Below are 20,014 nucleotides of genomic sequence, written 5' to 3' on the forward strand. Positions count from 1 at the left end.
GCCGCGGCCGGGGAAAGCCCGGCCGTGCGCGCAACATGTCACCCGGCCAAGAGTCGCGATCCCGTGTCGTAGTCGCGGGACACCACGCGATTTGATCCGCTGTTCTTCGCCGAATACATCAAGGCATCCGCGACCTCGATCGCCTCGGACTCATCGTCCGGCGCCGTCACGAAACTCACCGCGCCAATCGATACGGTGACCGGCCAGCCGGCCTTGTCCATGTGGTCCTTGACCATGGCGCGCAGCCGCTCGGCGACGGCATGCGTGTCCGCACCCTCGCCGCCCACCAGGACAACGGCGAACTCGTCCCCGCCAACGCGGGCTGGCGTATCCTCGCGCCGAACGCAGCCGCGCAGGACGTCGGCCACTTCCCGCAGCAGCCTGTCGCCCATGGCATGGCCATGCACGTCATTCACGCGCTTGAAGCCATCCAGGTCGCAATACAGCAGCGCGAAGGGCGCCCCGCTCCGCTTCTGCTGCGACAAGGCCCGGCAAAGGGCCTCGACGAAGGCGGGGCGGTTCGCCAGGCCCGTGAGCGCATCGGTCATGGCGAGGTTGCGCGACCGGATCATCGCCCGGCGGAGTTCCAGCGTGGTGACGACCGTCTGCCCCAGGCCCTTCAGCGTTTCGAGCATATCCGGCGGCAGATCGCGCGGCGAGCGATCGAGGATGCAGAGCGTGCCCAGCGCGAACCCCTCCGGATTGACCAGTGGTACACCCGCGTAGAAGCGGATGTTCGGGTCACCCGTGACGAATGGGTTATCGGCAAAGCGCGCGTCGGTGGTGGCATCGGTGACCACCAGGGCCTTGTCCGGTTCCAGCAGGGCATGAGCACAGAAGGCCTGGTCGCGATGCGTCTCGGTCACGTCGACCCCGACCCGGGCCTTGAGCCACTGCCGTTCCGAATCGATCAGGGTGATCAGCGCCATGGGGCTGCCGGTCAGCCTGCTCGCCATGCGGGCGATATTGTCGAAGGAATCCTCGCAGGCGCTGTCGAGCACTTCATAAGCGTGGAGTGCCGCCAGGCGAGCGGCCTCGTTCGGCGGCTTCGGGGCTGCTGACATGTACGCATCACCTGATCGCAGTGACCTGGCGCCGCGGGCCGATGACGGTCCGTTGAAGCCAGGGTAATTTTATGACTCTCCGCGTAATCCTGCAACCGGCTTGCTGCGGCGCAGCGCGCGCCGCAGCACCCGGCCGTATCAGACGATCTGGTTCACCAGGCCATCCTCGCCCCGCGCCAGCCGGGCGATATTCTCCATCATCAGGTCCAGCACGTTGTCCTCGTACTTGTGCGTCTCCCCGGCGCTATGGGGGGTGATCAGCACATTGGCCATGTCCCACAGCGGGCTTTCGGCCGGCAGGGGCTCCTCCACCGTCACGTCCAGCGCGGCGCCGGCGATCTGCCCGGCCCGCAGGGCCGCGATCAGCGCGGGTTCGTCGACGACGCGGCCGCGCGCCACGTTCACGATGCGCGCCGTCGGCTTCATCGCCGCCAGCGCCGCCGCGTTCACCAGGCCCCGCGTGTCGTCGGTCAGCGGGCAGGCCAGCACCAAAAAGTCGGCACGCGGCAGCAGGGTGTTCAGGTCGCGGAAGGAATGCACCTCCTCCATCCCCGCCGCCCCGGCGGAGGGGTCGCGGCGCACGCCGACCACGCGCATGCCCAGCGCCTGGCACAGCCGCCCGATCCGCGCGCCGATGCCGCCCAGGCCCACCAGCACCACGGTCTTGCCGCCGCATTCATCCTCGCGGCCGGAAAAATCGCCCTGCATGCCGCGCCAGAAGTGCTTGGCCTGGTTGTCCCGTGCCTCCGGGATGCGGCGCAGGATGGCCAGGATCAGCGAGATGGCGTGTTCGCTGACCGCATTGGCGTTGACGCCCTGGGCGCTGGCCAGGCGGATGCCGGCGCCGCGGATCACCGCGCGGTCGTATTGGTCGGTGCCGGCGCTGACCGATTGCACCAGCTTCAGCCGGGGCGAGAGCGGCGGCAGGTCGTTGCGCCACATGCCCGAACAGACCAGCACATCGGCCTCGGCGATGCGCGCGTCCAACTCGGCCTTGCTGGTCACCTGGAAGGCTGGCAGCCCGGTGTTGCGCGCGTCGAAACGCTCGGCCAGGCGGTAGGCGACATGGGCGAAGCAGATGGTGGGCTTTTGGGGGAACATGGCAGGACTCGCGCGACGTGATGACCGACCGTAGCGGGCGCGCGGGGATGGGGGAATGCGGGCCGCGCCCCATCGGGCGCGGCCCCGTCGCGGGTCAGCCCGGCATCGCGCCGCGACGCCGGCGCTTCGCCGCCAGCAGGCCCGCCAGGCCCACGCCGAACAGTGCCAGCGACGCGGGCTCCGGCACCGCGACCATCAGGTCCTGGTTGCCGACCCGCAGGATCACGCCGACATCCGACGCGCTGACCCACTGGGCCGCGTTCAGGTAGGCCGCCGCCTGGGTGGCGACGCTGCCCGTGGTGCTGAGGCGGAAATTGCCGGCCGAAAGGTTGCTGGCCCCATCCGTCGCCAATTCCCACACCGCCACCTGGAAGGCGGCGCTGCGCAGGCTGCTGGTCAGCGAATCCGCGAAATGCGTCTGGTAGAGGCGGCCGAGCCTGATGGCGGTGGTGGCATATTCCCCGGTGTCCGCCAGCAGGTTCTGCAGGGTGCCGCTGACCGGCGTGCTGCCCGAGATACCCAGTGTCTCATCCGGTTCGAGGCAGTAGGTCAGGAAATCGATCCAGGTCTGGCCGGGATCGACGCGGTATTGCAGCGCGAAGGCGCCCGCTGCGACATTGAGGCTGCCGCCGCTCACCACGATCGACAGGTTTTGCGATCCGGGGCCGCCGTTGAAGACATCGCCGCCATTGCCGTCCCGCACCTGGACGGGGCCGGCCTCGGCCTGCGGTGTGGCGACGAACAGCCCGGCGCCGAGCACGGCGGCGGCGAGCAGGCCTCGCGAGAGAGCGTTGAAGATTTGCATCAGGTTGATCTCCGCAAAGAATTATCTCTTTTTCAAGAGGAAGCCACAAAAGGCGACATCTCCTGGCTGCAGAATCCGTGCCTGCCGGCAATGTGTTGATATAATTATGTGTTTCGACAGGCGCTTGGCTGACCGTAAGATTTTCCGACGCTTTGCCCATGCAAACCGCGGATTCCCGTCGCGTAGATCTTACATCGCCCGATAGACCGCTTCCCCGTCGCAGGGGTCGCCGGCTTGACCCGCGCCGGCACCAATGCACCGTGGCACGACAAGCGGGGGTGGAAACATGCGCGTCGCGGTGATCGGGCTTGGAACCATGGGCATGGGCGCGGCCCAGAACCTGGCGAAGACGGAGGGGCTGGAGGTCACCGGCGTCGATCCGCGTGCCGAGGCGCGGACCGCCTTCGGCGCCGCCGTGGCCAATGGCGCGGCGCTGCCGGACGGCCAGGACGCCGCCCTGGTCTTTGTCGTCAACGCCGCCCAGGCGCGCGACGCGTTGTTCGGGCCGAACGGCGCGGCGCCGCATCTGGCGCCGGGGGCGGTCTGCATCGTCTCCTCCACCATGTCCCCGGCCGATGCGCGGGCATTGGCGGCTTCGGCCGAGGCCTTGGGTCTGCTCTATCTGGATGCCCCCGTGTCGGGCGGCGCCGTGGGCGCCGCGTCGGGGCAGATGACGGTGATGGCCTCCGGCTCCGACGACGCCTTTGCCAAATCAGCCCCGGTCCTGGCCGCGATCTCCAAGCGCGTCTTCGACATGGGCCGCGCGCCGGGGCTCGGCACCACGATGAAGGTGGTGCACCAATTGCTGGCCGGCGTGCACATCGCCGCCGCCGCCGAGGCGATGGCCCTTGGCCTGAAGGCCGGCATCGACGGCCAGACTCTCTACGACGTGGTCACCACCGCCGCCGGCAATTCCTGGATGTTCCAGGACCGCATGGCGCATGTGCTGGCCGGCGACGACACGCCCAAGTCGGCGGTCGATATTTTCGTCAAGGACCTGACCCTGGTCACCGACATGGCCCGGGCGGAAAACCTGCCGGTGCCGCTGGCGGCCCAGGCGATGCAATTGTTCGTCGCCGCGCGCGGGATGGGGCAGGGCGGGCGGGACGATGCCTTTGTCATCCGGGTGTGGGAGGCGATGGCGGGGGTGACGCTGCCTAAGCCGTAGCGCGCAAAAACCCCCGCGCGACGCCATTGCCGCGCAGCAGCGTATCCGCCGTCGCCTCGGCCCCATCGCGGCCAAGGCTGGGCCGGGCAAAGCCCAAAAACTTGTCCAGCACGTCATCGTCGGTCATCGGCACATCCCGCGCGCTGTGCTCCAGCACCCGCCCATCGGCCAGGGTCACCACCAGCCGCGCGAAGCGGCCGGGGGCGGGGTCCTCATGCAGCCCCACCAGCGCCTCCAACCCCTGCAGCACGGGGTCGGCCAGGGCCGCGTCGGTATAGGCGCCCGGGCCGAGGTCGCCCTGGTGCAGTGCCGCCGCGACCGCCCATGACAGGCTGAACTGCGCCGCGATGGCAGTTTTGGGCGCCCGCGCACCGGCATATTGCAGCGCCTCGGGGTAGGTATGCAGCGCGATACCCGCGATCGGCGCCTCGACCTCGTCCCGCAGCGCCAGCGCCGCCGCCGCGCCGTAATGCGCATGGCGCACGCCCGCAAAACGCTTGGTATAGGCCTCGGCCAGCAGCCATACGCCGGGCGGCGTCATTGCGGCGGGGGTCTCGATACCCAAGGCCAGGCGGCAGGCGATGGCAAACCCTTCCTCCGGCGCATCCATCCCGGCCATCGCCGCCGCCGCGCACATCTGGCCCAGCAGCACGGCATGCGCCGCAAAACTGTTCCGCCCATCCATCCCCGCCGCGATGGGGGCATAGAGGCTGAACGGAATCTGGCACGCCGCCAGCCGCATCGCCCGCCCGGCGGCGGCGACGTCGCCCCCGGCCAGCCGCGTCGCGGTCACGGCGGCGCCCAGGCTGTGCCAGGAACCATCGACATGCATGCCCGGCTTGATCCGGAAAATCTCCCCGGCACGACCCGCGACCTCATAGCCGGCGGCAAAGGCGGCGACCGCCTCATCGACCTCCGCACCCCCCGCGATCGCGGCCAGCGCCAGCGGCGCCGTCGCCAGCCCCGGCCGGCCATGGGCGCGCGCCAAGCCTTCGTTGGCCTCGTCCCAGCACATCGCGCTGGCCAGCACGGCGGCGGCCCCCGCCGGCGCCAGCCCGGCGCAGCCAGGCAGCACGATCCCCCCGGCCATCGACCGCGCCAGCGCGTCCGCAAACCCACGCGGCCGGGGATGCCCCAGCCCCGCCAGCGCGCAGCCCAGGCTGTCCAGCAGCAGCCAGCGGGCCCGGTCAGGCGGCGCTGCGTCCCAGGCCCAGGCGAGCGCCGGCCCGATCAATCCGCCCGCGCCCCCGTGGCGCGGATGATCTCGGCCCAGACGGCGCGTTCGGCGGCGATGGCGGCGGTCAGCGCGGCGCGGTCGCCCGGGAAGGCATCGACCTGGCGCTCGGCCAGGATCGCCGCCCAGGCGGGGTCGGCCAGGGCGGATTGCACGGCGGCCTCGGCCATCGGGGCCGCGGTCGGGGCGAAAATTCCATACCAGGGGTTGGCATCGAAACCCGCGACGGTTTCCGATACCGCCGGCACATCCGGCAGGAAGCGCGACCGCGCCAGCGACGACACCGCCACCGCCCGCAGCGCCCCCGCCCTGACCTGCGGTGCCGAGGTACCCAGCGCGTCAAAAGCGCAGTCCAAGGTCCCCGCCACCAGGTCGGTCAGCATCGGCGCCGAGCCGCGATAGGGCACATGCGTCATCGGCACCCCCGCGCGGGATGCCAGCAATTCCATCGACAGATGCGTGAAAGACCCGACCCCGTTCGAGCCATAGGACAGCCCGCCCGGTTTCTGCCGCGCCAGCGCCAGCAACTCCGCCAGCCCCCCGGTCGGCAGAACCTTGGGCGAGGCCACCAGCAAGTTCGGCTGCCGCCCCAGCATCCCCAACGGCACGAAATCCGCCACCGGATCATAGGGCAGCCGGGCATAGAGCGACCCGTTCAACGCGATCACCCCCTGCGTCGCGATCAGCAGGGTGGTGCCATCCGGGGCGGACCGGGCGACCGCCTCGGCGGCGATATTGCCACCCGCGCCGCCACGGTTTTCCACCACCGACGGCTGGCCCAGCCGCGCGGTCAGCAGCGGCGCGAAGCCGCGCGCCAGAATGTCGGTCAGCCCGCCGGCGGCAAAGGGCAGCACCAGGCGCAGCGGGCGGTCCGGCCGCCAATCGGCTTGCGGCATCGGCACCGACCGCGTGGCCGGTTGGGCACCGGCCGCGCGGTGCAGCACCGGTGCCGCCAACAGCCCCAGGACCAGGCGTCGCGGGGGGCTGTGGGGGGTCTGCGTCATCGGGTCAGGCTCGCTGCGGTTCCCCGCCATGTTGCCGGGTTCGACGACCCAGGCAAAGCCTAGCCCCCGCGCGCGGCCCCCGCGGCGGCGGCGACAAAGGCCGTCGCATCCGCCACCGGCGGCCGCCGATCCGGCATCGTCACCTGGATTTTCACATATCGTCCGGCAGCGGCGCCGATGCAGACCAGCCGTTCGATCGGCGTCCGCCCGAAATTCCCGGCCAGGTCTGCGCAGGCCAGCCCCGGCCCGCCGGGGGCGGGCACCGTCATGCGCCGCTGTTCGGCCAGCGCCCGGCCGGTGGTGCGCGGCGGCAGCGCCGTCGCTTCCCGCACCGCGGTTTCCAGTTCCGCGAGCATCGCGGGATCGGCCGGGTCGGCCGGCACAGTCGCAAGGCCCCGGTCATACAACGCGACGCTGGCGACCGCGGCCCTGCCGCCGGATGTGTATTCGACGCCCCGGCCATAGCCGGGGGCACGTGCCTCGAAATCCGTCACCGGCCCACGGCGGAACCCGGCCAGGTCGGATGGCAGCCGGTCGACCTGCGCTTCAAGCGTTGGCCGTGGCCCGGTGGCCCGGCCCGCCCCGGCTGGCGCCCCACCGGGTGCGGCGCACCCGGCAAGAACCAGCAGGGCCAAGCCACCACACCACGTACCACCGTTCTTTATATTCAATGCGTCGTCCCATGCGATGGCGCCGGCACCGGCAGGCCCAGCGAGAATTCAACATTGGCGGCGATGAGACCATCCCATAGCAGAACCGCCGCGATATAAATGATCAGGCCCAGGCCGATCCACGCGACCCACTTATACCGCTCCAGCACCTTGGCCAGCAACCCGCCGAGCAAGCCCATCATGACGATCGAAATGCCGAGCCCCACGGTCAGCAGGGTCAGGTTGCCGCGCGCCACCGCGGCGACGGCCAGGACATTGTCCAGGCTCATGGACACATCGGCGACGATGATCTGCCACAGCGCCTGCATCAGCGTCTTGTCGTGATGCGTCGTGTCGGTGGGGTGCCCCTCCGCGTCCTTCTCCTCCCGCAATTCCTGGAAGAAGCCGTAGGCGATGTAGAGCAGCGCCAGGCCACCCGCGAGGTCGATCCACCAGAGCTCGAGCAGCTTGGTCGCGAAGATCGAAAAGATGATCCGCAGCACCGCCGCGGCCACCACGCCGAACAGCACGGCCCGGCCCCGCTGCTGCGCCGGCAACCCCGCCGCCGCCAGGCCGATCACCACGGCATTGTCACCCGACAGGATAATGTTGAGCCAGATGATCTCAAGCAGCCCGGTCCAAGAACCGTTCATCGCTTCCATGGATGTCTCCGCATCGACGTATGTTCCGCGCCACGCAGGGCTGCGGCGCGTTGCATATCGTCTTCGCGGCGGGGCGCCAGTCGCCCGGTGCGGCCGGCGGCGCCATACGCATGGAGGATTGAACGAGCGGCAACCCCGCGCCGCTGAACTGGCGGCAACCTGGCGCGGTCAGGCCCGGAAATGCCAACGCCGCCCAGGGGGCGGCGTTGGTGTTCCTGAACTGGCGCTTGCCGGTTCTAGTGTTCGGCGGGCTTGCGCATCGCGTCGCGCACCACGGTGCCGACCGCCGCCGCCACGCCGGCGTAGAAAATGACCTGGAACAGCGTGGCGCCGACCCAGACCCATCCAGGGAAGGCCGTCGGCACCGCCAGGAACCCCAGCGGCACCAGCAGGAAGGCATAGGCCCCCGGCACCCGGCCGGCGATCTCATGCGTGCCTTCCCAGATCATCGCGCCGGCGACGTAGAGGATGACGAACAACCCGACCCAGGCGATCCAGCGATGCCGCTCCAGCAGCTTGGCGATGAAGCTGGCCGCGATGCCCATCAGCGCGACCGACACCACCAGGCCGAAGATCAGGATATAGGGATGGTCCTTGGCCGCGCCGGCCACGGCCAGCACGTTGTCCAGCGACATGGAGACGTCGGCAACCAGGATCTGCGTGATCGCCTGGCGCAGGGTCTTGCGCGGTGCCTCGACCGCCTCGCCTTCGGCATCCAGCGCCGCATGGCCGCTGCCGCGCAACTCGCGATACATCTTCCAGCAGACCCAGAGCAGCAGCACGCCGCCAGCCAGGGTGATGCCGACGATCATCAACAACTGTGTCGTGATCAGCGCGAAGCCGATGCGCATGATCGTCGCGGCGGCGATGCCCCAAAGGATCGCCTTGCGCCGCTGGTCGGCCGGCAGCCCCGCCGCGGCCATGCCGACGACGATCGCGTTGTCACCGGCCAGCACAATGTCGATGAACAGCACCTGACCGAGCGCGATCAGCTCGGGCATGTAGGCGGAGAAATCCATGGGTGCGTATCCAGCCGTGTTGTTGTTCCGCGCATAACGCCCGCGCAATGCTGCGGCAACCCGTCAAAAGATTAGATGAATTATCGTTCATGTAAAATGACGGCGCGAATCACGCCCGTTGCCATCCTCGCCCCCCGGCGCGAAAAGCCGCGGGCAGTCTTCGGAGCCGACCATGATCCCCCGCTACACCCGCCCCGAGATGGCCGCGATCTGGTCGCCCGAAACCCGATTCCGCATCTGGTTCGAGATCGAGGCCCTGGCCGCCGAGGCGATGGCCAACCTCGGCACCATCCCCGCCGACGCCGCCCGCGCCATCCGCGAGAAGGGCGAGGCCCGCACCGCCGTCATCAGCCAGGCCGACCTCGACCGAATCGACGCGATCGAACGCGAGACGCGCCACGACGTCATCGCCTTCCTGACCTGGCTCGGCGAAGGCATCGGGCCGGAGGCGCGGTTCATGCACCAGGGCATGACCAGTTCCGACGTGCTGGACACCTGCCTGAACGTGCAGATGGTCCGCGCCGCCGACCTGCTGATCGCCGATATGGACGCGCTGCTGGCCGCCCTGCGGATGCGCGCCGAAGAACACCGCCACACCCCCACCATCGGCCGCAGCCACGGCATCCACGCCGAACCGACGACCTTCGGCCTCAAGCTCGCCGGGCACTACGCCGAATTCTTCCGCGGTCGCGAACGGCTGGTCACGGCGCGGCATGAAATCGCGACCTGCGCCATCTCCGGCCCCGTCGGCACCTTTGCCAGCGTGGATCCCCGCGTCGAGGCCTTCGTCGCCGAGAAGCTTGGCCTGCGCCCGGAACCCGTCTCCACCCAGGTCATCCCGCGCGATCGCCACGCCGCCTATTTCTGCGCCCTGGCCGTGGTCGCCTCCGGCATCGAACGCCTGGCGACGGAAGTCCGCCACCTGCAACGCTCCGAAGTGCGGGAAGCCGAGGAGTTCTTCCACAAGGGCCAGAAGGGCTCCTCCGCGATGCCGCACAAGCGGAACCCGGTGTTGTCAGAAAATTTGACGGGCCTGGCCCGCCTGGTCCGCGCCGCCGTGATCCCGGCGCTGGAAAACGTGGCCCTGTGGCATGAGCGCGACATCAGCCACTCCAGCGTCGAACGCGGCATTGCCCCCGACGCGACCGTGACCCTGGACTTCGCCCTGATGCGCTGCGCCGGCATGATGGAAAAACTGACCATCTACCCCGACCGCATGCGCGCCAACCTCGAATCCCTCGGCGGCGTGGTGCATAGCCAGAAAGTGCTGCTGGCCCTGACCCAGGCCGGCGTCGCCCGCGAAGCCGCCTACAGCGCCGTCCAGCGCGCCGCCATGGCAACCTGGGAACAACTGGGCACCCCGGACGGAAAATCCTTCCGCGACAACCTGCTGGCCGACGACGCCGTGGTGCTGGACGCCACCGCCCTCGACACCGCCATGGACCCGGCCCGCGACTTCGCCCAGGTGGATACGGTGTTCGCGCGGGTGTTCGGGGGGTAAGTATTGGGAGGTTGCGCCGTGGAGAGGGCTTCGCCCCCTTGTTCAGACCGGAGACATCCCTGACGCCTGTTCGGAGACATGCTTGACGCTTTTGGGCTTGGTTTCTCGGGAGAGGGACGATGCCCTGGAAGGCGTTATCTGTGATCGACACCCGTCGGGAGTTCGTCCGTCTGGCCAGCGTCGGCGATGTCAGCGTGGCGGCGTTATGCCGTCGCTTTGGCATCAGCCGGCAGAGCGGTTTCACCCTGTTGCGGCGTCACCGCGAGGTTGGCGATGCGGGCCTCGTGGAGCGCTCGCGCCGGCCGCACGACAGCCCCAGGCGGGTGGCGCCCGAGATCGAGGCGCAGCTGCTTGCCCTGCGCGCGGCGCACCCGCGCTGGGGCGGGCGCAAGCTGGCGCGGCGGCTGCGCGACCTGGGCGTGGAGGGGGTGCCGGCGCCATCGACGGTGACGCAGGTGCTGCGCCGTGCCGGCCAGATCGACCCGATCAAGGCCGAGCGGCATCGCGCCCTGACCCGCTTTGAACGCCCAGCCCCGAACGAGCTGTGGCAGATGGACTTCAAGGGCCACATCCCGGCCGGCAGCCGGCGCTGCCACCCGCTGACCGTGCTGGACGATCATTCGCGCTACGCCCTGGGCATCGCCGCCTGTGCTGGCGAGACGCTGATCGAGGTCCAGGGTCGGCTGACCGCGCTGTTCCGCCGCTATGGCCTGCCCGGCGCCATCCTGTGCGACAATGGCTCACCCTGGGGCGCCACGGGCCATACCGGCAGGCTGGCGGTGCAGCGCAGCGCCTTCGAGGTCTGGCTGATGCGGCTGGGCGTGGCGACCCTGCATGGGCGGCCGCGGCATCCGCAGACCCAAGGCAAGGACGAGCGGTTCCACCGCACGCTGGATGTGGAGGTGCTGCAGGGCCGGCGCTTCGCCGACCTGGACGACTGCCAGGCGGCGTTCAACGCCTGGCGGCCAGTCTACAACGAACAGCGCCCGCATGAGGCGCTGGGCATGGACGTGCCGGCGAGCCGCTACCGGCCCAGCAGCCAGGGCTTTCCCGAGGTGCTGCCGACGCCCGACTACTACCAGACCGACCTGGTGCGCCGGGTGCGGCCGAATGGCTGCTTCAAGCTGCATGGCAGGATGGTCGGGCTGTCGCAGGCCTTCGCCGGGCTGGACATCGCGCTGCGTGCGACGGGGCGGGATGGCGTGCTGAGCCTGCACTTCATGCGCTTCAGGCTGGGTGAGGTGGACATCACCGGGCCAGAAACGATAATCGGACCCGTCAGGGATGTCTCCGAACACCCGTCAAGCATCTCTCCGGTCTGAACACCCCCTCCACACCTCCCCCACCAAGGGGCCGTGGCCCCTTGGAACCCACGGCGTTTGGTAAAATAAAGCGAGGGGCGTGGAGCATGTTGCGCCAATGGCGCGACCACGACGCCCCTCGCTTTATTTTACCAATACATCGCGTCGGTCCAGGGGCGGCGGCCCCTGGTGGGGAGAGTTTGAGAGGGGCGAAGCCCCTTTCAAAGCGCGATCGCCCAATACTTACCCCTCACGCAATCCCCGGGTTCGCACCGCGGCACGTCGCCTCGAACCCGGTGGAGATGAATTCCGGGCGTTTGTAGAAACCCTTCACCCAGCTTGCCAGCATGCAGAGTTCTTCCAGCCGCAGGATTTCATCCAGCGTGCCGTCCGGAAATCGCAGGGTGAAGGCGTCGCCGATGGTGCCCAGCACTTCCTCGATCTGTTCGATCGACAGGCCGATTTCGGTTTCCAGCAGGGCGTGGCGGGTGAGCTTGGCTTCTTCGACGCCGTATTCGTCGCGGATCAGTTTCACGATCCACCGGAACATCGTCATCCAGTTGGTCACATCGCCGATCGGTCGGGACATGCGGCGGGCGACCTGTCGCTGTTGCTGGCTTGGCCTTACCCCCCAAACGCGAAGGAAGCGTTACGCGGCCACCATGCTTTCGGCCAGGCTGGTGAACATCGGCAGCCCGTCGGTGCCGCCCATCAGCGGGTCCACGTAGTCCTCGGGGTGCGGCATCAGCCCCAGCACGCGCAGGTTGGGCGACAGGATGCCGGCGATGTCGCGGGCGGCGCCGTTGCGATTGCCGTCGGCGTAGCGGAAGGCGACGAGTCCTTCGCCCTCCAACCGGTTCAATGTCGCGTCATCGGCGAAATAATTGCCGTCGCCATGCGCCATCGGCGCGCGGAAGGTGGCGCCCCTCTGCCAGTGGCTGGTGAAGGGGGTTCCGGTGCGTTCCACGCGCAGCACGCAATCCATCGACAGGAAGCGCAGCCCGGCGTTGCGCAGCAATACGCCCGGCAGCAAGCCGGCCTCGCACAGGATCTGGAAGCCGTTGCAGACGCCCAGCACATGCCCGCCGCGCGCGGCGAACCGCTTCACCGCTTCCATGATCGGCGACAGTGCCGCCATCGCGCCGCAGCGCAGGTAATCGCCGTGGCTGAAGCCGCCGGGCAGCACCACCAGGTCGGTGCCCGGGGGCAGGGCGGTCTCGCGATGGAAGACCATCGCGGGCTTCTTGCCGGTCACGCGTTGCAGGGCGATCGCCATGTCGCGTTCGCGGTTGGTGCCCGGAAACAGGATGATGGCAGCGTTCATGGTGTGGACCCCGACCAGACGTTCAGCCAATGCAGCCCGCCCAGGATGACCAGCGTGGCAACGACCGCCAGGGTCGCCGCCGTCACCCAGCGGTTGGCCTTGTATTTCAGCCCTGCGATCAACCCGCGCGGCGCCGGGCGCTTGGGCGCCAGTTGCGCCACGCGTTCATCGCGCCAACGCAGCCCCGTCGCGATAAGGACGGTCAGCACCGCCACGATCAGGACGGAGGCCTTCATCATGGCGGGGTCAGGCGACCTCGACCCGGAAGGATTCGATGACGGTATTGGCCAGCAGGCGCCGCGCCATCGCCTCGGCCGTGGCGCGTGCCGCGGCGGGGTCGGTCTCGGCCAGGTCCAGTTCGATGACCTTGCCGGTCAGCACTTCACCCACGCCGGCAAAGCCGAGTTCGCCCAGGGCATGGCCGATGGCCTTGCCCTGCGGGTCCAGCACGCCGATTTTCGGCATGACCGTGACCCGCACCTTCATTGCATCAACTCCGGGCCCTTCAGGTCACGGACGCCCGCTTCCGGCAGGATGCCGAGGCGGCGCGCGACTTCCTGGTAGCCTTCCTCGACCTTGCCCAGGTCGCGGCGGAAGCGGTCCTTGTCCATCTTCTCGCCGGTCTTGCTGTCCCAGAGGCGGCAATTGTCCGGCGAAATCTCGTCGGCCAGCACGATCCGCATCTCGTCGTTTTCGTAGAGGCGGCCGAATTCGACCTTGAAGTCCACCAGCACGATGCCGACGCCCAGGAACAGGCCCGTCAGGAAGTCGTTGATGCGCAGGGTCAGCGCGACAATGTCGTCCAGGTCCTGCGTGCTGGCCCAACCGAAGCAGGTGACGTGTTCTTCCGACACCATCGGGTCGTTCAGCGCATCGTTCTTGTAGTAATACTCGACGATGCTGCGCGGCAGGCGGGTGCCTTCCTGGATGCCCAGCCGTGTGGCGAGCGAACCGGCGGCGACATTGCGCACCACGATTTCAAGCGGAATGATCTCGACTTCGCGGATCAATTGCTCGCGCATGTTCAACCGGCGGATGAAGTGCGTCGGCACGCCGATCTCGGCCAACCGGACCATCAGGTATTCGCTGATGCGGTTGTTCAACACCCCCTTGCCGGTGATGGTGCCCTTCTTCTGGGCGTTGAAGGCGGTGGCATCATCCTTGAAGTACTGCACAAGGGTGCCGGGTTCCGGTCCCTCGAACAGGATCTTGGCCTTGCCTTCATAAACCTGCCGGCGGCGTGCCATGGCGCGCGAATCCTCGACTGTGCCGGAGGAGGGCCCCCCAGCAAGCAAGCCGCGCTATAGCAGCGGTGTCGCAAGACCGCCACACGTGGCCCGCGCGGGGCTGGGCAGCGCAATGTCGCGCCAGGGCGTGTCGTTGTCCCGATAGCGCCACAGGCTTTGCAGGCCAAAGGCAAACAGGCTGGACGACACGGTCCCGAACCCATCCCGCGGCAAGACGAACAACTGTTCGCGCGGCCCGCCATGCGGATCGGCCAGAAGCGCCTCCCACGCACGCCAATCCGGCGGTTCGGGCACGGGGGCGGCGGCGAAGCCCGGGCGGTTGCGGGCGATTCGCGGATGGGCGGGATCGTCGGGAAAGGTCGTCGCCAGCATCGACAGCCCATCGGGCAGCGGCGCCGCCACCGCCCGCCCCTGGCCCAGCCCGGCGATGAAGAAGGCCGCATGGCGATCGGCGACCACGGCGTTGAAGGGGCGGTAGTCCCCAGCATCCAACGCTACCAGCCGGGCCGCCCCCTCCGCCGCGTCACGCCCCGCGGCCGCGAGCAACGGCAGCCCGCCGCGACTGGCCTTGCCCGGGGCCGGGCCCAGGCTGCCCTCCCGGTTCAGCACGCAGGCGATGACGCCACAGGCCCCCATCGCCATCCAGGACCCGCCGCCCAACCGGTCGCGCCCGCCCACCAGCCCGTCCCAATAGGGGCCGGGCGGATCGGCGGGGCGGTCCAGCCGTTCGTCGCGATTGGCGGCCAGCAGCAGGGGCCAGGCGTGGCCGGGGCGGCGCAGCAGAAGAACAGTGCACATGCCGCCACGCTCCACCGGCGCCCGCGGTTTGGCAATCCAAGGCTCTTGTGCGCCGCAGCAACATCCGGCGATAATTGTTGCGGGATTGGAGCGGCGGCATCGGCGGAGGCATCGCGCCACCGATCGCGCCCCTTCGCCCGCAGCCGCTCGTGTCTGTTTGCACGAGGAGAGCATGCGCATGGCCACCCCCGTCCACCCTGTCGATGAGAAACTGCCGCTGCCACGGCTGCTGCCGCTGGCCCTGCAACACGTGCTGGTCATGTATGCCGGCGCCGTCGCGGTGCCGCTGATCGTCGGCCGCGCCCTGCGCCTGTCGCCGGAGGAAGTGGCCTTCCTCATCAGCGCCGACCTTTTCGCCTGCGGCCTGGCGACCCTGGTGCAAAGCTACGGAATCGCCTGGTCGGGCATCCGCCTGCCGGTGATGATGGGGGTGACCTTCGCATCGCTCGGGCCGATCCTGTCGATGGCGGCGGCGCCGGAGGTCGGGCTTTTGGGCATCTTCGGCTCGGTCATCGCCGCCGGCATCTTCGGCATCATCGTGGCCCCCTTCGTCAGCCGGCTGCTGCCGCTGTTTCCCCCGGTGGTGACGGGCACGATCATCCTGGTGATCGGCATTTCGCTGATGCGGGTCGGCATCAACTGGGCGGGCGGCGGCCAGCCCACGGTGACGCGGATGGTGGATGGCGTGCCGGGCGCCTTCGCCAACCCCAACTATGGCCAGTTGCAGGGGCTGGGCATCGCGCTCTTTGTCCTGGTGGTGATCCTGTGCCTGCTGAAATGGGGCCAGGGGTTTGTCCGCAACGTCGCCGTGCTGCTGGGCATCGTCGCGGGCTCGATCCTGGCGGCATCGCTCGGGCTGATGCATTTCGACAAGGTCGGCCAGGCCGGCTGGTTCGACCTGGTGCTGCCCTTCCACTTCGGCATGCCGACCTTCCACCTCATTCCCATCGTGACGATGTGCATCGTGATGGTCGTGGTGATGATCGAATCCCTCGGCATGTTCCTGGCGCTCGGCGAGATGACCGGGCGGCGCATCAGCCAGGACGACCTGACGCGCGGCCTGCGGGCGGATGGCGTCGGCACCTTGCTGGGCGGCATCTTCAACACATTCCCCTATACCTCCTTCTCCCAGAACGTCGGGCTGGTGGGCGTGACGGGGGTGCGGTCGCGCTGGGTCACGGTCGCGGGCGGCGTCATCATGCTGGTCCTCGGCCTGCTGCCCAAAATGGCGGCGCTGGTCGAGGCCGTGCCCCAGGTGGTGCTCGGCGGTGCCGGCCTCGTGATGTTCGGCATGGTGGCGGCGACCGGGGCGCGCATCCTGACCTCGGTCGATTTCAAGACCAATTCGGGTAATCTGTTCGTCGTCGCGGTCTCGGTCGGCTTCGGGATGATCCCGCTGGTCTCACCGACCTTCTTCAAGAATCTGCCGCACGACCTGCATCCGCTGATGGAATCGGGCATCCTGCTGTGCGCCATCGTGGCGGTCTTGCTGAACGCCTTCTTCAACGGACTGGAAAGCGCGGATGAGGCCGCGACCAAGGCGGCGGCAGCCGCTGCTACGGCCGAACACGCCTGACAGGTTGGTGAAAAACGCGGGGGACGGCGCCGTGGAGAGGGCTTCGCCCCTTCCACACCACCCCCACCAGGGGCCGCCGCCCCTGGACCGGCGGAATTGGTAAAATGAAGAGAGGGGCATCAAGGGTGCGCCATTGATCCAGGGCGAACCATGCCCCTCTCTTCATTTTACCAAACATCGTGGGTTCCAAGGGGCCACGGCCCCTTGGTGGGGAGAGTTTGAGAGGGGCGAAGCCCCTTTCAAAGCGCAACCTCCCCATTTTTCCGCAGCCTGCTAAAGGGGACCGACGCCATGGCACTGTTGCACTGCACTTACGGCAAGGGCCGGGTACGAATACTGCGCATCAAGCGCGACACCGCGCGGCATGAGGTGCGCGAGCTCAGCGTCATGACGCTGCTCACCGGTGATTTCAGCCGCGTCTGGACCGACAAGGACAATTCAGCCGCCCTCTGCACCGACACCGTGAAGAACGTGACCAACATCGTGGCGCGGGAGCATGTGGGCCTCGACACCGAGCCTTTCTGCAAGGCGCTGGCCCAAAAATTCCTCGACCACTACCCGCAGGTCAAAACCGTGACCGTGACGGCCGAGGAGACGAAATGGACGCGCATGCTGGTCGATGGCCAGCCGCATGACCACGGCTTCCTGCTCGACGCCAATGGCAAGCCGGTGGTGGAGGTTGTGGCGGATCGCGCGGGCATGGCGGTCACCTCCGGCGTCGATGGCTTCACCTTCATGAAGTCCACCGAATCGGGCTGGGACAATTTCTTCAAGGACGGCTTCACGACCCTGGCCGAAACCCGCGACCGGGTGGCGGCGACGGCGCTGGCGGCCCGGTGGCGCTGGTCGCGTGACCCGGCCGACCATGTGGCGGCGAATGCGCTGATCATGGCGACCATGCTGAAGGTGTTCGTGACCACCTACAGCGAAAGCGTGCAGGACAGCCTGTACCGCATGGGCATGGCGGCGCTGGCGGCGGTGCCGGAATTGATCGACATCCACATGGCGGCACCGAACAAGCACTACGTGCCGATCAACCTCAAGCCCTTCGGCATGGATTACGACAACATGGTCTTGCTGCCGACGGACGAACCGCATGGCCAGATCGAATGCACCGTCGGGCGCGATTGAGGCGATGGGGGCCATAGCCCCCACCCCCCATTCATCAGAACTGGAAGTAGATGCCCGGCGGCGGCGGCGGCCGGTAATAGGGCTGCGGCGCGTAATACACCGGCGGCGGCGCGTAGTAGCGTGGGGCCGGGTAATAGGCCCGCGGCGGCGGGCCACGATGGCGCCAGCCGGGCGGCGGCCCGCGATAGCCGCGGTCGTTGTAGCCATGGCGGCCGCGGTTGCGGTCGTTGTCGGCCAATGCCTCCGGGGCGGCGGCGGCAGCAGCCCCGAACAGGGCGGCGGCAATCATCAGGGTGGGCATGATACGCATCGGATCGGGCCTCCTTCTGGCCGGACGCCAGTGATGCACCCCCAACGCGGCGATCATTGGGCGGGTTGCGTCGGATTTTCGCCTTGATTGAATTCCGATCCCACCCCGATCGGCGTGCCCAGCCAGGGGACCGCGATCCAGACCTGTGCCAGGCTGTGCCCAAGAGCGTGATGGCCGTAGGCGCGAATGCGCCGCAGGGCTGAATCACGCGACAAAACAACAAGCTAGACCGTGATGCGTGAGCGAATGCGAACGCATCGCGGTCCAGCAAGGGAGAGCCGCCGTTCCATGACCATCCATGTCCTGTCCACGCTTGGCGTTCTTGGCGTGCTGCGCGACCTTCTGCCGCTGGCCGAAGCGGCCGGGCTGAAGGCCGAGGTCCGCTTCGACCCCACCGCCAGGCTGCTGGCGGCGATCGACGCCGGCGCGCGGGGCGACGTCGCCATCCTGACCGATGCCGGGATCGCGGATCTCGCCCAGCGCGGCATCCTGGCCGCCGGCACGCGGCGGGACCTGGCGCGATCCTATGTCGGCATGGCCGTGCGGGCCGGGGCGCCCAAGCCCGCCATCGGCACGGTCGCCGAATTGCGCGCCACGCTGCTGGCCGCCCCCTCCATCGTCTATTCCGCCGCCGGGGCCAGCGGCATCTTCTTCGCCGGGCTGATCGAACGCCTGGGCATTGCCGAGGCGATCAACGCCAAGGCGACCGTGATCCCCCAGGGTTTCACGGCGGAACGGGTGGCGCGGGGGGAGGCCGTGCTGGCGATCCAGCAGGTCAGCGAACTGATGGCGATCGAGGGCGTCGATATCGTCGGCAAACTGCCGGCGGAGGCCAATACCTGTGCCGTCTTCACATCCGCGCTGTTCGAAGGCGCGGGGGAGGGGGCCGCCCCCTTCCACGACTGGCTGGCCGGGGCGCTGACCCCGGACCGCCTGCGGGCGGCGGGGCTGGACCCGGCCTGACGCGGTCAGAGCATCTCGATCAGGATTTCCTGCCGGCCGAGGCTGAGCAGCGTGCCGCTCTGCGTGCCGGTCAGGTGCAGCACCACGCCGGAGGTATTGCGCAGCCATAGGTCGCTGGCCCCCGATTCCGCCAGTCCCGGCCGGCCGCTGCTTTGCGTGTAGAGCCCGGCGAAATCGGCCAGGGTCCGCAAATTATAGACCGACCCGCTGTCGTTGGTGCTGGAGGCGCCACCGCCGCCGGTCACGCCGCCGACCAGCTTGAACCGATGTGCGCGGCCCTGGAAATTCAGGGTGCCGGCGCCTTCGGTGGCACCGACGGCGACGGTTTCGTCGAGTTGGATGGTGCCCACGGGCGACATGCCCGCGATGCTGCCAGGCCCCGGCTTTTCAACGACGGCGCAGCCGGCCAGGGCGAAGGTGGACAGGGCAAGAAGGGACGCGCGCCTGCCCTGCGGGGCCGAACGGATGGTCATGTGGGGGGTGGTCTCCGGTGATACGGCGGACCATGGCGGCGCGTGACCGATTCGGGCAACCCGCCGGGGCCTACCTGTGCCTACGAAAACACGCCGCATCATGGTCATCGACCACGCCCACCGCCTGCAGCCAGGCGTAGACGATCACCGGTCCGACGAACTTGAACCCCCGCGCCTTCAGCGCCTTGGACATCTCCTCCGACAGAGCCGTCTTGGTCGGCCGGGCGCTGCCCTTGCTCACGATCGGCGCACCACCCGCCATGCCCCAGACAAAGCCCGAAAAATCCTCGCCCGCCGCCTGCATCGCCAGGTAGGCGCGGGCATTGCCGATGGTCGCGACGATTTTGGCGCGGGACCGGATGATGCCGGGGTTCAGCATCAGCCGCTCCACATCCGCATCGCCGAATTTCGCCACGGCTTCGGGGTCGAAACCGGCAAAGGCCTCGCGGAAGGCGTCGCGCTTGCGCAAGACGGTGATCCAGGCGAGCCCGGCCTGGAACCCGTCCAGCATCAGTTTTTCCCAAAGCGCCCGGCTGTCGCGTTCGGGAACACCCCATTCGGCGTCGTGGTAGGCGCTCATCAGCGGGTCGGAGTCGGCCCAGGTGCAGCGGTGCATGGTGGTTTCCGATTCTTGGGTGGGCATGGTGCCGGGCGCCGGCACGGGTGGTGGGGCGGCGTGGGTC

23 protein-coding genes are annotated in these 20,014 nt (G+C 68.6%); 6 read left to right on the forward strand and 17 right to left on the reverse strand.

Features of this window, described 5'->3' with window-relative positions; translation table 11 throughout:
• Positions 1-38: 38 nt before the first annotated feature.
• The 3 genes from ACQW02_RS02805 to ACQW02_RS02815 all read right to left on the reverse strand — a co-directional run bounded on the left by ACQW02_RS02805 (position 39) and on the right by ACQW02_RS02815 (position 2,970).
• The gene (locus ACQW02_RS02805) at positions 39-1,064 is read right to left on the reverse strand and encodes a diguanylate cyclase (RefSeq protein ID WP_431283759.1); all 1,026 of its coding nucleotides are present in this window, start codon (positions 1,062-1,064) and stop codon (positions 39-41) included.
• A 138-nt stretch (positions 1,065-1,202) separates the two neighbouring features.
• Positions 1,203-2,165 (reverse strand): D-2-hydroxyacid dehydrogenase, encoded by a 963-nt coding sequence (locus tag ACQW02_RS02810; RefSeq protein WP_431283760.1) that lies wholly within the window; start codon positions 2,163-2,165, stop codon positions 1,203-1,205.
• A 94-nt stretch (positions 2,166-2,259) separates the two neighbouring features.
• Positions 2,260-2,970, reverse strand: coding sequence for a PEP-CTERM sorting domain-containing protein (locus ACQW02_RS02815; protein ID WP_431283761.1), 711 nt, complete (start codon positions 2,968-2,970; stop codon positions 2,260-2,262).
• A gap of 286 nt (positions 2,971-3,256) precedes the next feature.
• Between ACQW02_RS02815 and ltnD the strand changes: the two genes are divergently transcribed.
• Entirely contained in the window at positions 3,257-4,138 is an 882-nt protein-coding gene (ltnD, locus tag ACQW02_RS02820) for an L-threonate dehydrogenase (RefSeq protein ID WP_431283762.1), read from the forward strand.
• Here the strand turns inward: ltnD and ACQW02_RS02825 are convergent.
• The 5 genes from ACQW02_RS02825 to ACQW02_RS02845 form a co-directional block, all read right to left on the reverse strand.
• Entirely contained in the window at positions 4,128-5,372 is a 1,245-nt protein-coding gene (locus ACQW02_RS02825; protein ID WP_431283763.1) for an MmgE/PrpD family protein, read from the reverse strand. The genes ltnD and ACQW02_RS02825 overlap by 11 nt on opposite strands.
• Positions 5,369-6,376, reverse strand: a complete 1,008-nt coding sequence (locus tag ACQW02_RS02830; RefSeq protein WP_431283764.1) for a Bug family tripartite tricarboxylate transporter substrate binding protein — start codon at positions 6,374-6,376, stop codon at positions 5,369-5,371. Before ACQW02_RS02830 ends, ACQW02_RS02825 begins: the two co-directional genes overlap by 4 nt.
• 59 nt (positions 6,377-6,435) lie before the next feature.
• Positions 6,436-7,011, reverse strand: coding sequence for a hypothetical protein (locus tag ACQW02_RS02835; protein ID WP_431283765.1), 576 nt, complete (start codon positions 7,009-7,011; stop codon positions 6,436-6,438).
• Positions 7,012-7,043: 32 nt separating this feature from the next.
• Positions 7,044-7,688, reverse strand: coding sequence for a TerC family protein (locus ACQW02_RS02840; RefSeq protein WP_431283766.1), 645 nt, complete (start codon positions 7,686-7,688; stop codon positions 7,044-7,046).
• A 236-nt stretch (positions 7,689-7,924) separates the two neighbouring features.
• Entirely contained in the window at positions 7,925-8,707 is a 783-nt protein-coding gene (locus ACQW02_RS02845; RefSeq protein ID WP_431283767.1) for a TerC family protein, read from the reverse strand.
• Positions 8,708-8,879: 172 nt separating this feature from the next.
• Between ACQW02_RS02845 and purB the strand changes: the two genes are divergently transcribed.
• Both purB and ACQW02_RS02855 read left to right on the forward strand, forming a co-directional pair.
• Positions 8,880-10,208 carry an adenylosuccinate lyase gene (gene purB / locus ACQW02_RS02850; RefSeq protein WP_431283768.1) on the forward strand — a complete coding sequence of 443 codons (1,329 nt, stop codon included), beginning with the start codon at positions 8,880-8,882 and terminating at the stop codon, positions 10,206-10,208.
• A 140-nt stretch (positions 10,209-10,348) separates the two neighbouring features.
• On the forward strand, positions 10,349-11,530 hold the full coding sequence (locus ACQW02_RS02855) for an IS481 family transposase (protein WP_431282423.1): 1,182 nt from the start codon (positions 10,349-10,351) through the stop codon (positions 11,528-11,530).
• A 229-nt stretch (positions 11,531-11,759) separates the two neighbouring features.
• Here ACQW02_RS02855 and ACQW02_RS02860 read toward each other — a convergent pair whose 3' ends face one another.
• The 6 genes from ACQW02_RS02860 to ACQW02_RS02885 are packed head-to-tail and all read right to left on the reverse strand — an operon-like array spanning position 11,760 to position 14,878.
• Positions 11,760-12,098 (reverse strand): acyl carrier protein, encoded by a 339-nt coding sequence (locus tag ACQW02_RS02860; protein WP_431283769.1) that lies wholly within the window; start codon positions 12,096-12,098, stop codon positions 11,760-11,762.
• 60 nt (positions 12,099-12,158) lie between these two features.
• A complete protein-coding gene (purQ, locus tag ACQW02_RS02865) occupies positions 12,159-12,833 on the reverse strand; it encodes a phosphoribosylformylglycinamidine synthase subunit PurQ (protein ID WP_431283770.1) in 675 nt (224 codons plus the stop codon).
• A complete protein-coding gene (locus ACQW02_RS02870) occupies positions 12,830-13,072 on the reverse strand; it encodes a hypothetical protein (RefSeq protein ID WP_431283771.1) in 243 nt (80 codons plus the stop codon). Before ACQW02_RS02870 ends, purQ begins: the two co-directional genes overlap by 4 nt.
• Positions 13,073-13,079: 7 nt before the next feature.
• Complete coding sequence (gene purS, locus ACQW02_RS02875; RefSeq protein WP_431283772.1) at positions 13,080-13,319, reverse strand: phosphoribosylformylglycinamidine synthase subunit PurS; 240 nt, start codon at positions 13,317-13,319, stop codon at positions 13,080-13,082.
• Positions 13,316-14,080: a phosphoribosylaminoimidazolesuccinocarboxamide synthase gene (gene purC / locus ACQW02_RS02880; protein ID WP_431283773.1), complete on the reverse strand. Its 765-nt coding sequence runs from the start codon at positions 14,078-14,080 to the stop codon at positions 13,316-13,318. Before purC ends, purS begins: the two co-directional genes overlap by 4 nt.
• A gap of 54 nt (positions 14,081-14,134) precedes the next feature.
• Complete coding sequence (locus ACQW02_RS02885) at positions 14,135-14,878, reverse strand: NRDE family protein (RefSeq protein ID WP_431283774.1); 744 nt, start codon at positions 14,876-14,878, stop codon at positions 14,135-14,137.
• A 178-nt stretch (positions 14,879-15,056) separates the two neighbouring features.
• Here ACQW02_RS02885 and ACQW02_RS02890 point away from each other — a divergent pair, with 178 nt between their 5' ends.
• Together ACQW02_RS02890 and pucL are read left to right on the forward strand one after the other, a co-directional pair.
• Entirely contained in the window at positions 15,057-16,454 is a 1,398-nt protein-coding gene (locus ACQW02_RS02890) for a nucleobase:cation symporter-2 family protein (RefSeq protein ID WP_431283775.1), read from the forward strand.
• A 291-nt stretch (positions 16,455-16,745) separates the two neighbouring features.
• Positions 16,746-17,585, forward strand: coding sequence for a factor-independent urate hydroxylase (gene pucL, locus ACQW02_RS02895; protein ID WP_431283776.1), 840 nt, complete (start codon positions 16,746-16,748; stop codon positions 17,583-17,585).
• Positions 17,586-17,619: 34 nt separating this feature from the next.
• Here pucL and ACQW02_RS02900 read toward each other — a convergent pair whose 3' ends face one another.
• On the reverse strand, positions 17,620-17,895 hold the full coding sequence (locus tag ACQW02_RS02900; RefSeq protein WP_431283777.1) for a hypothetical protein: 276 nt from the start codon (positions 17,893-17,895) through the stop codon (positions 17,620-17,622).
• Positions 17,896-18,183: 288 nt separating this feature from the next.
• On the opposite strand from ACQW02_RS02900, the gene ACQW02_RS02905 reads away from it, so the two are divergent.
• On the forward strand, positions 18,184-18,858 hold the full coding sequence (locus tag ACQW02_RS02905; RefSeq protein WP_431283778.1) for a substrate-binding domain-containing protein: 675 nt from the start codon (positions 18,184-18,186) through the stop codon (positions 18,856-18,858).
• A 5-nt stretch (positions 18,859-18,863) separates the two neighbouring features.
• Here the strand turns inward: ACQW02_RS02905 and ACQW02_RS02910 are convergent, their stop codons facing one another.
• Both ACQW02_RS02910 and ACQW02_RS02915 read right to left on the reverse strand, forming a co-directional pair.
• On the reverse strand, positions 18,864-19,331 hold the full coding sequence (locus ACQW02_RS02910) for a hypothetical protein (RefSeq protein ID WP_431283779.1): 468 nt from the start codon (positions 19,329-19,331) through the stop codon (positions 18,864-18,866).
• A 70-nt stretch (positions 19,332-19,401) separates the two neighbouring features.
• Positions 19,402-19,974 (reverse strand): DNA-3-methyladenine glycosylase I, encoded by a 573-nt coding sequence (locus ACQW02_RS02915; protein WP_431283780.1) that lies wholly within the window; start codon positions 19,972-19,974, stop codon positions 19,402-19,404.
• Positions 19,975-20,014 lie beyond the last annotated feature (40 nt).

The organism is Humitalea sp. 24SJ18S-53, assembly GCF_050632385.1.
In the GTDB taxonomy this organism is placed as follows: Bacteria; Pseudomonadota; Alphaproteobacteria; order Acetobacterales; family Acetobacteraceae; genus Humitalea.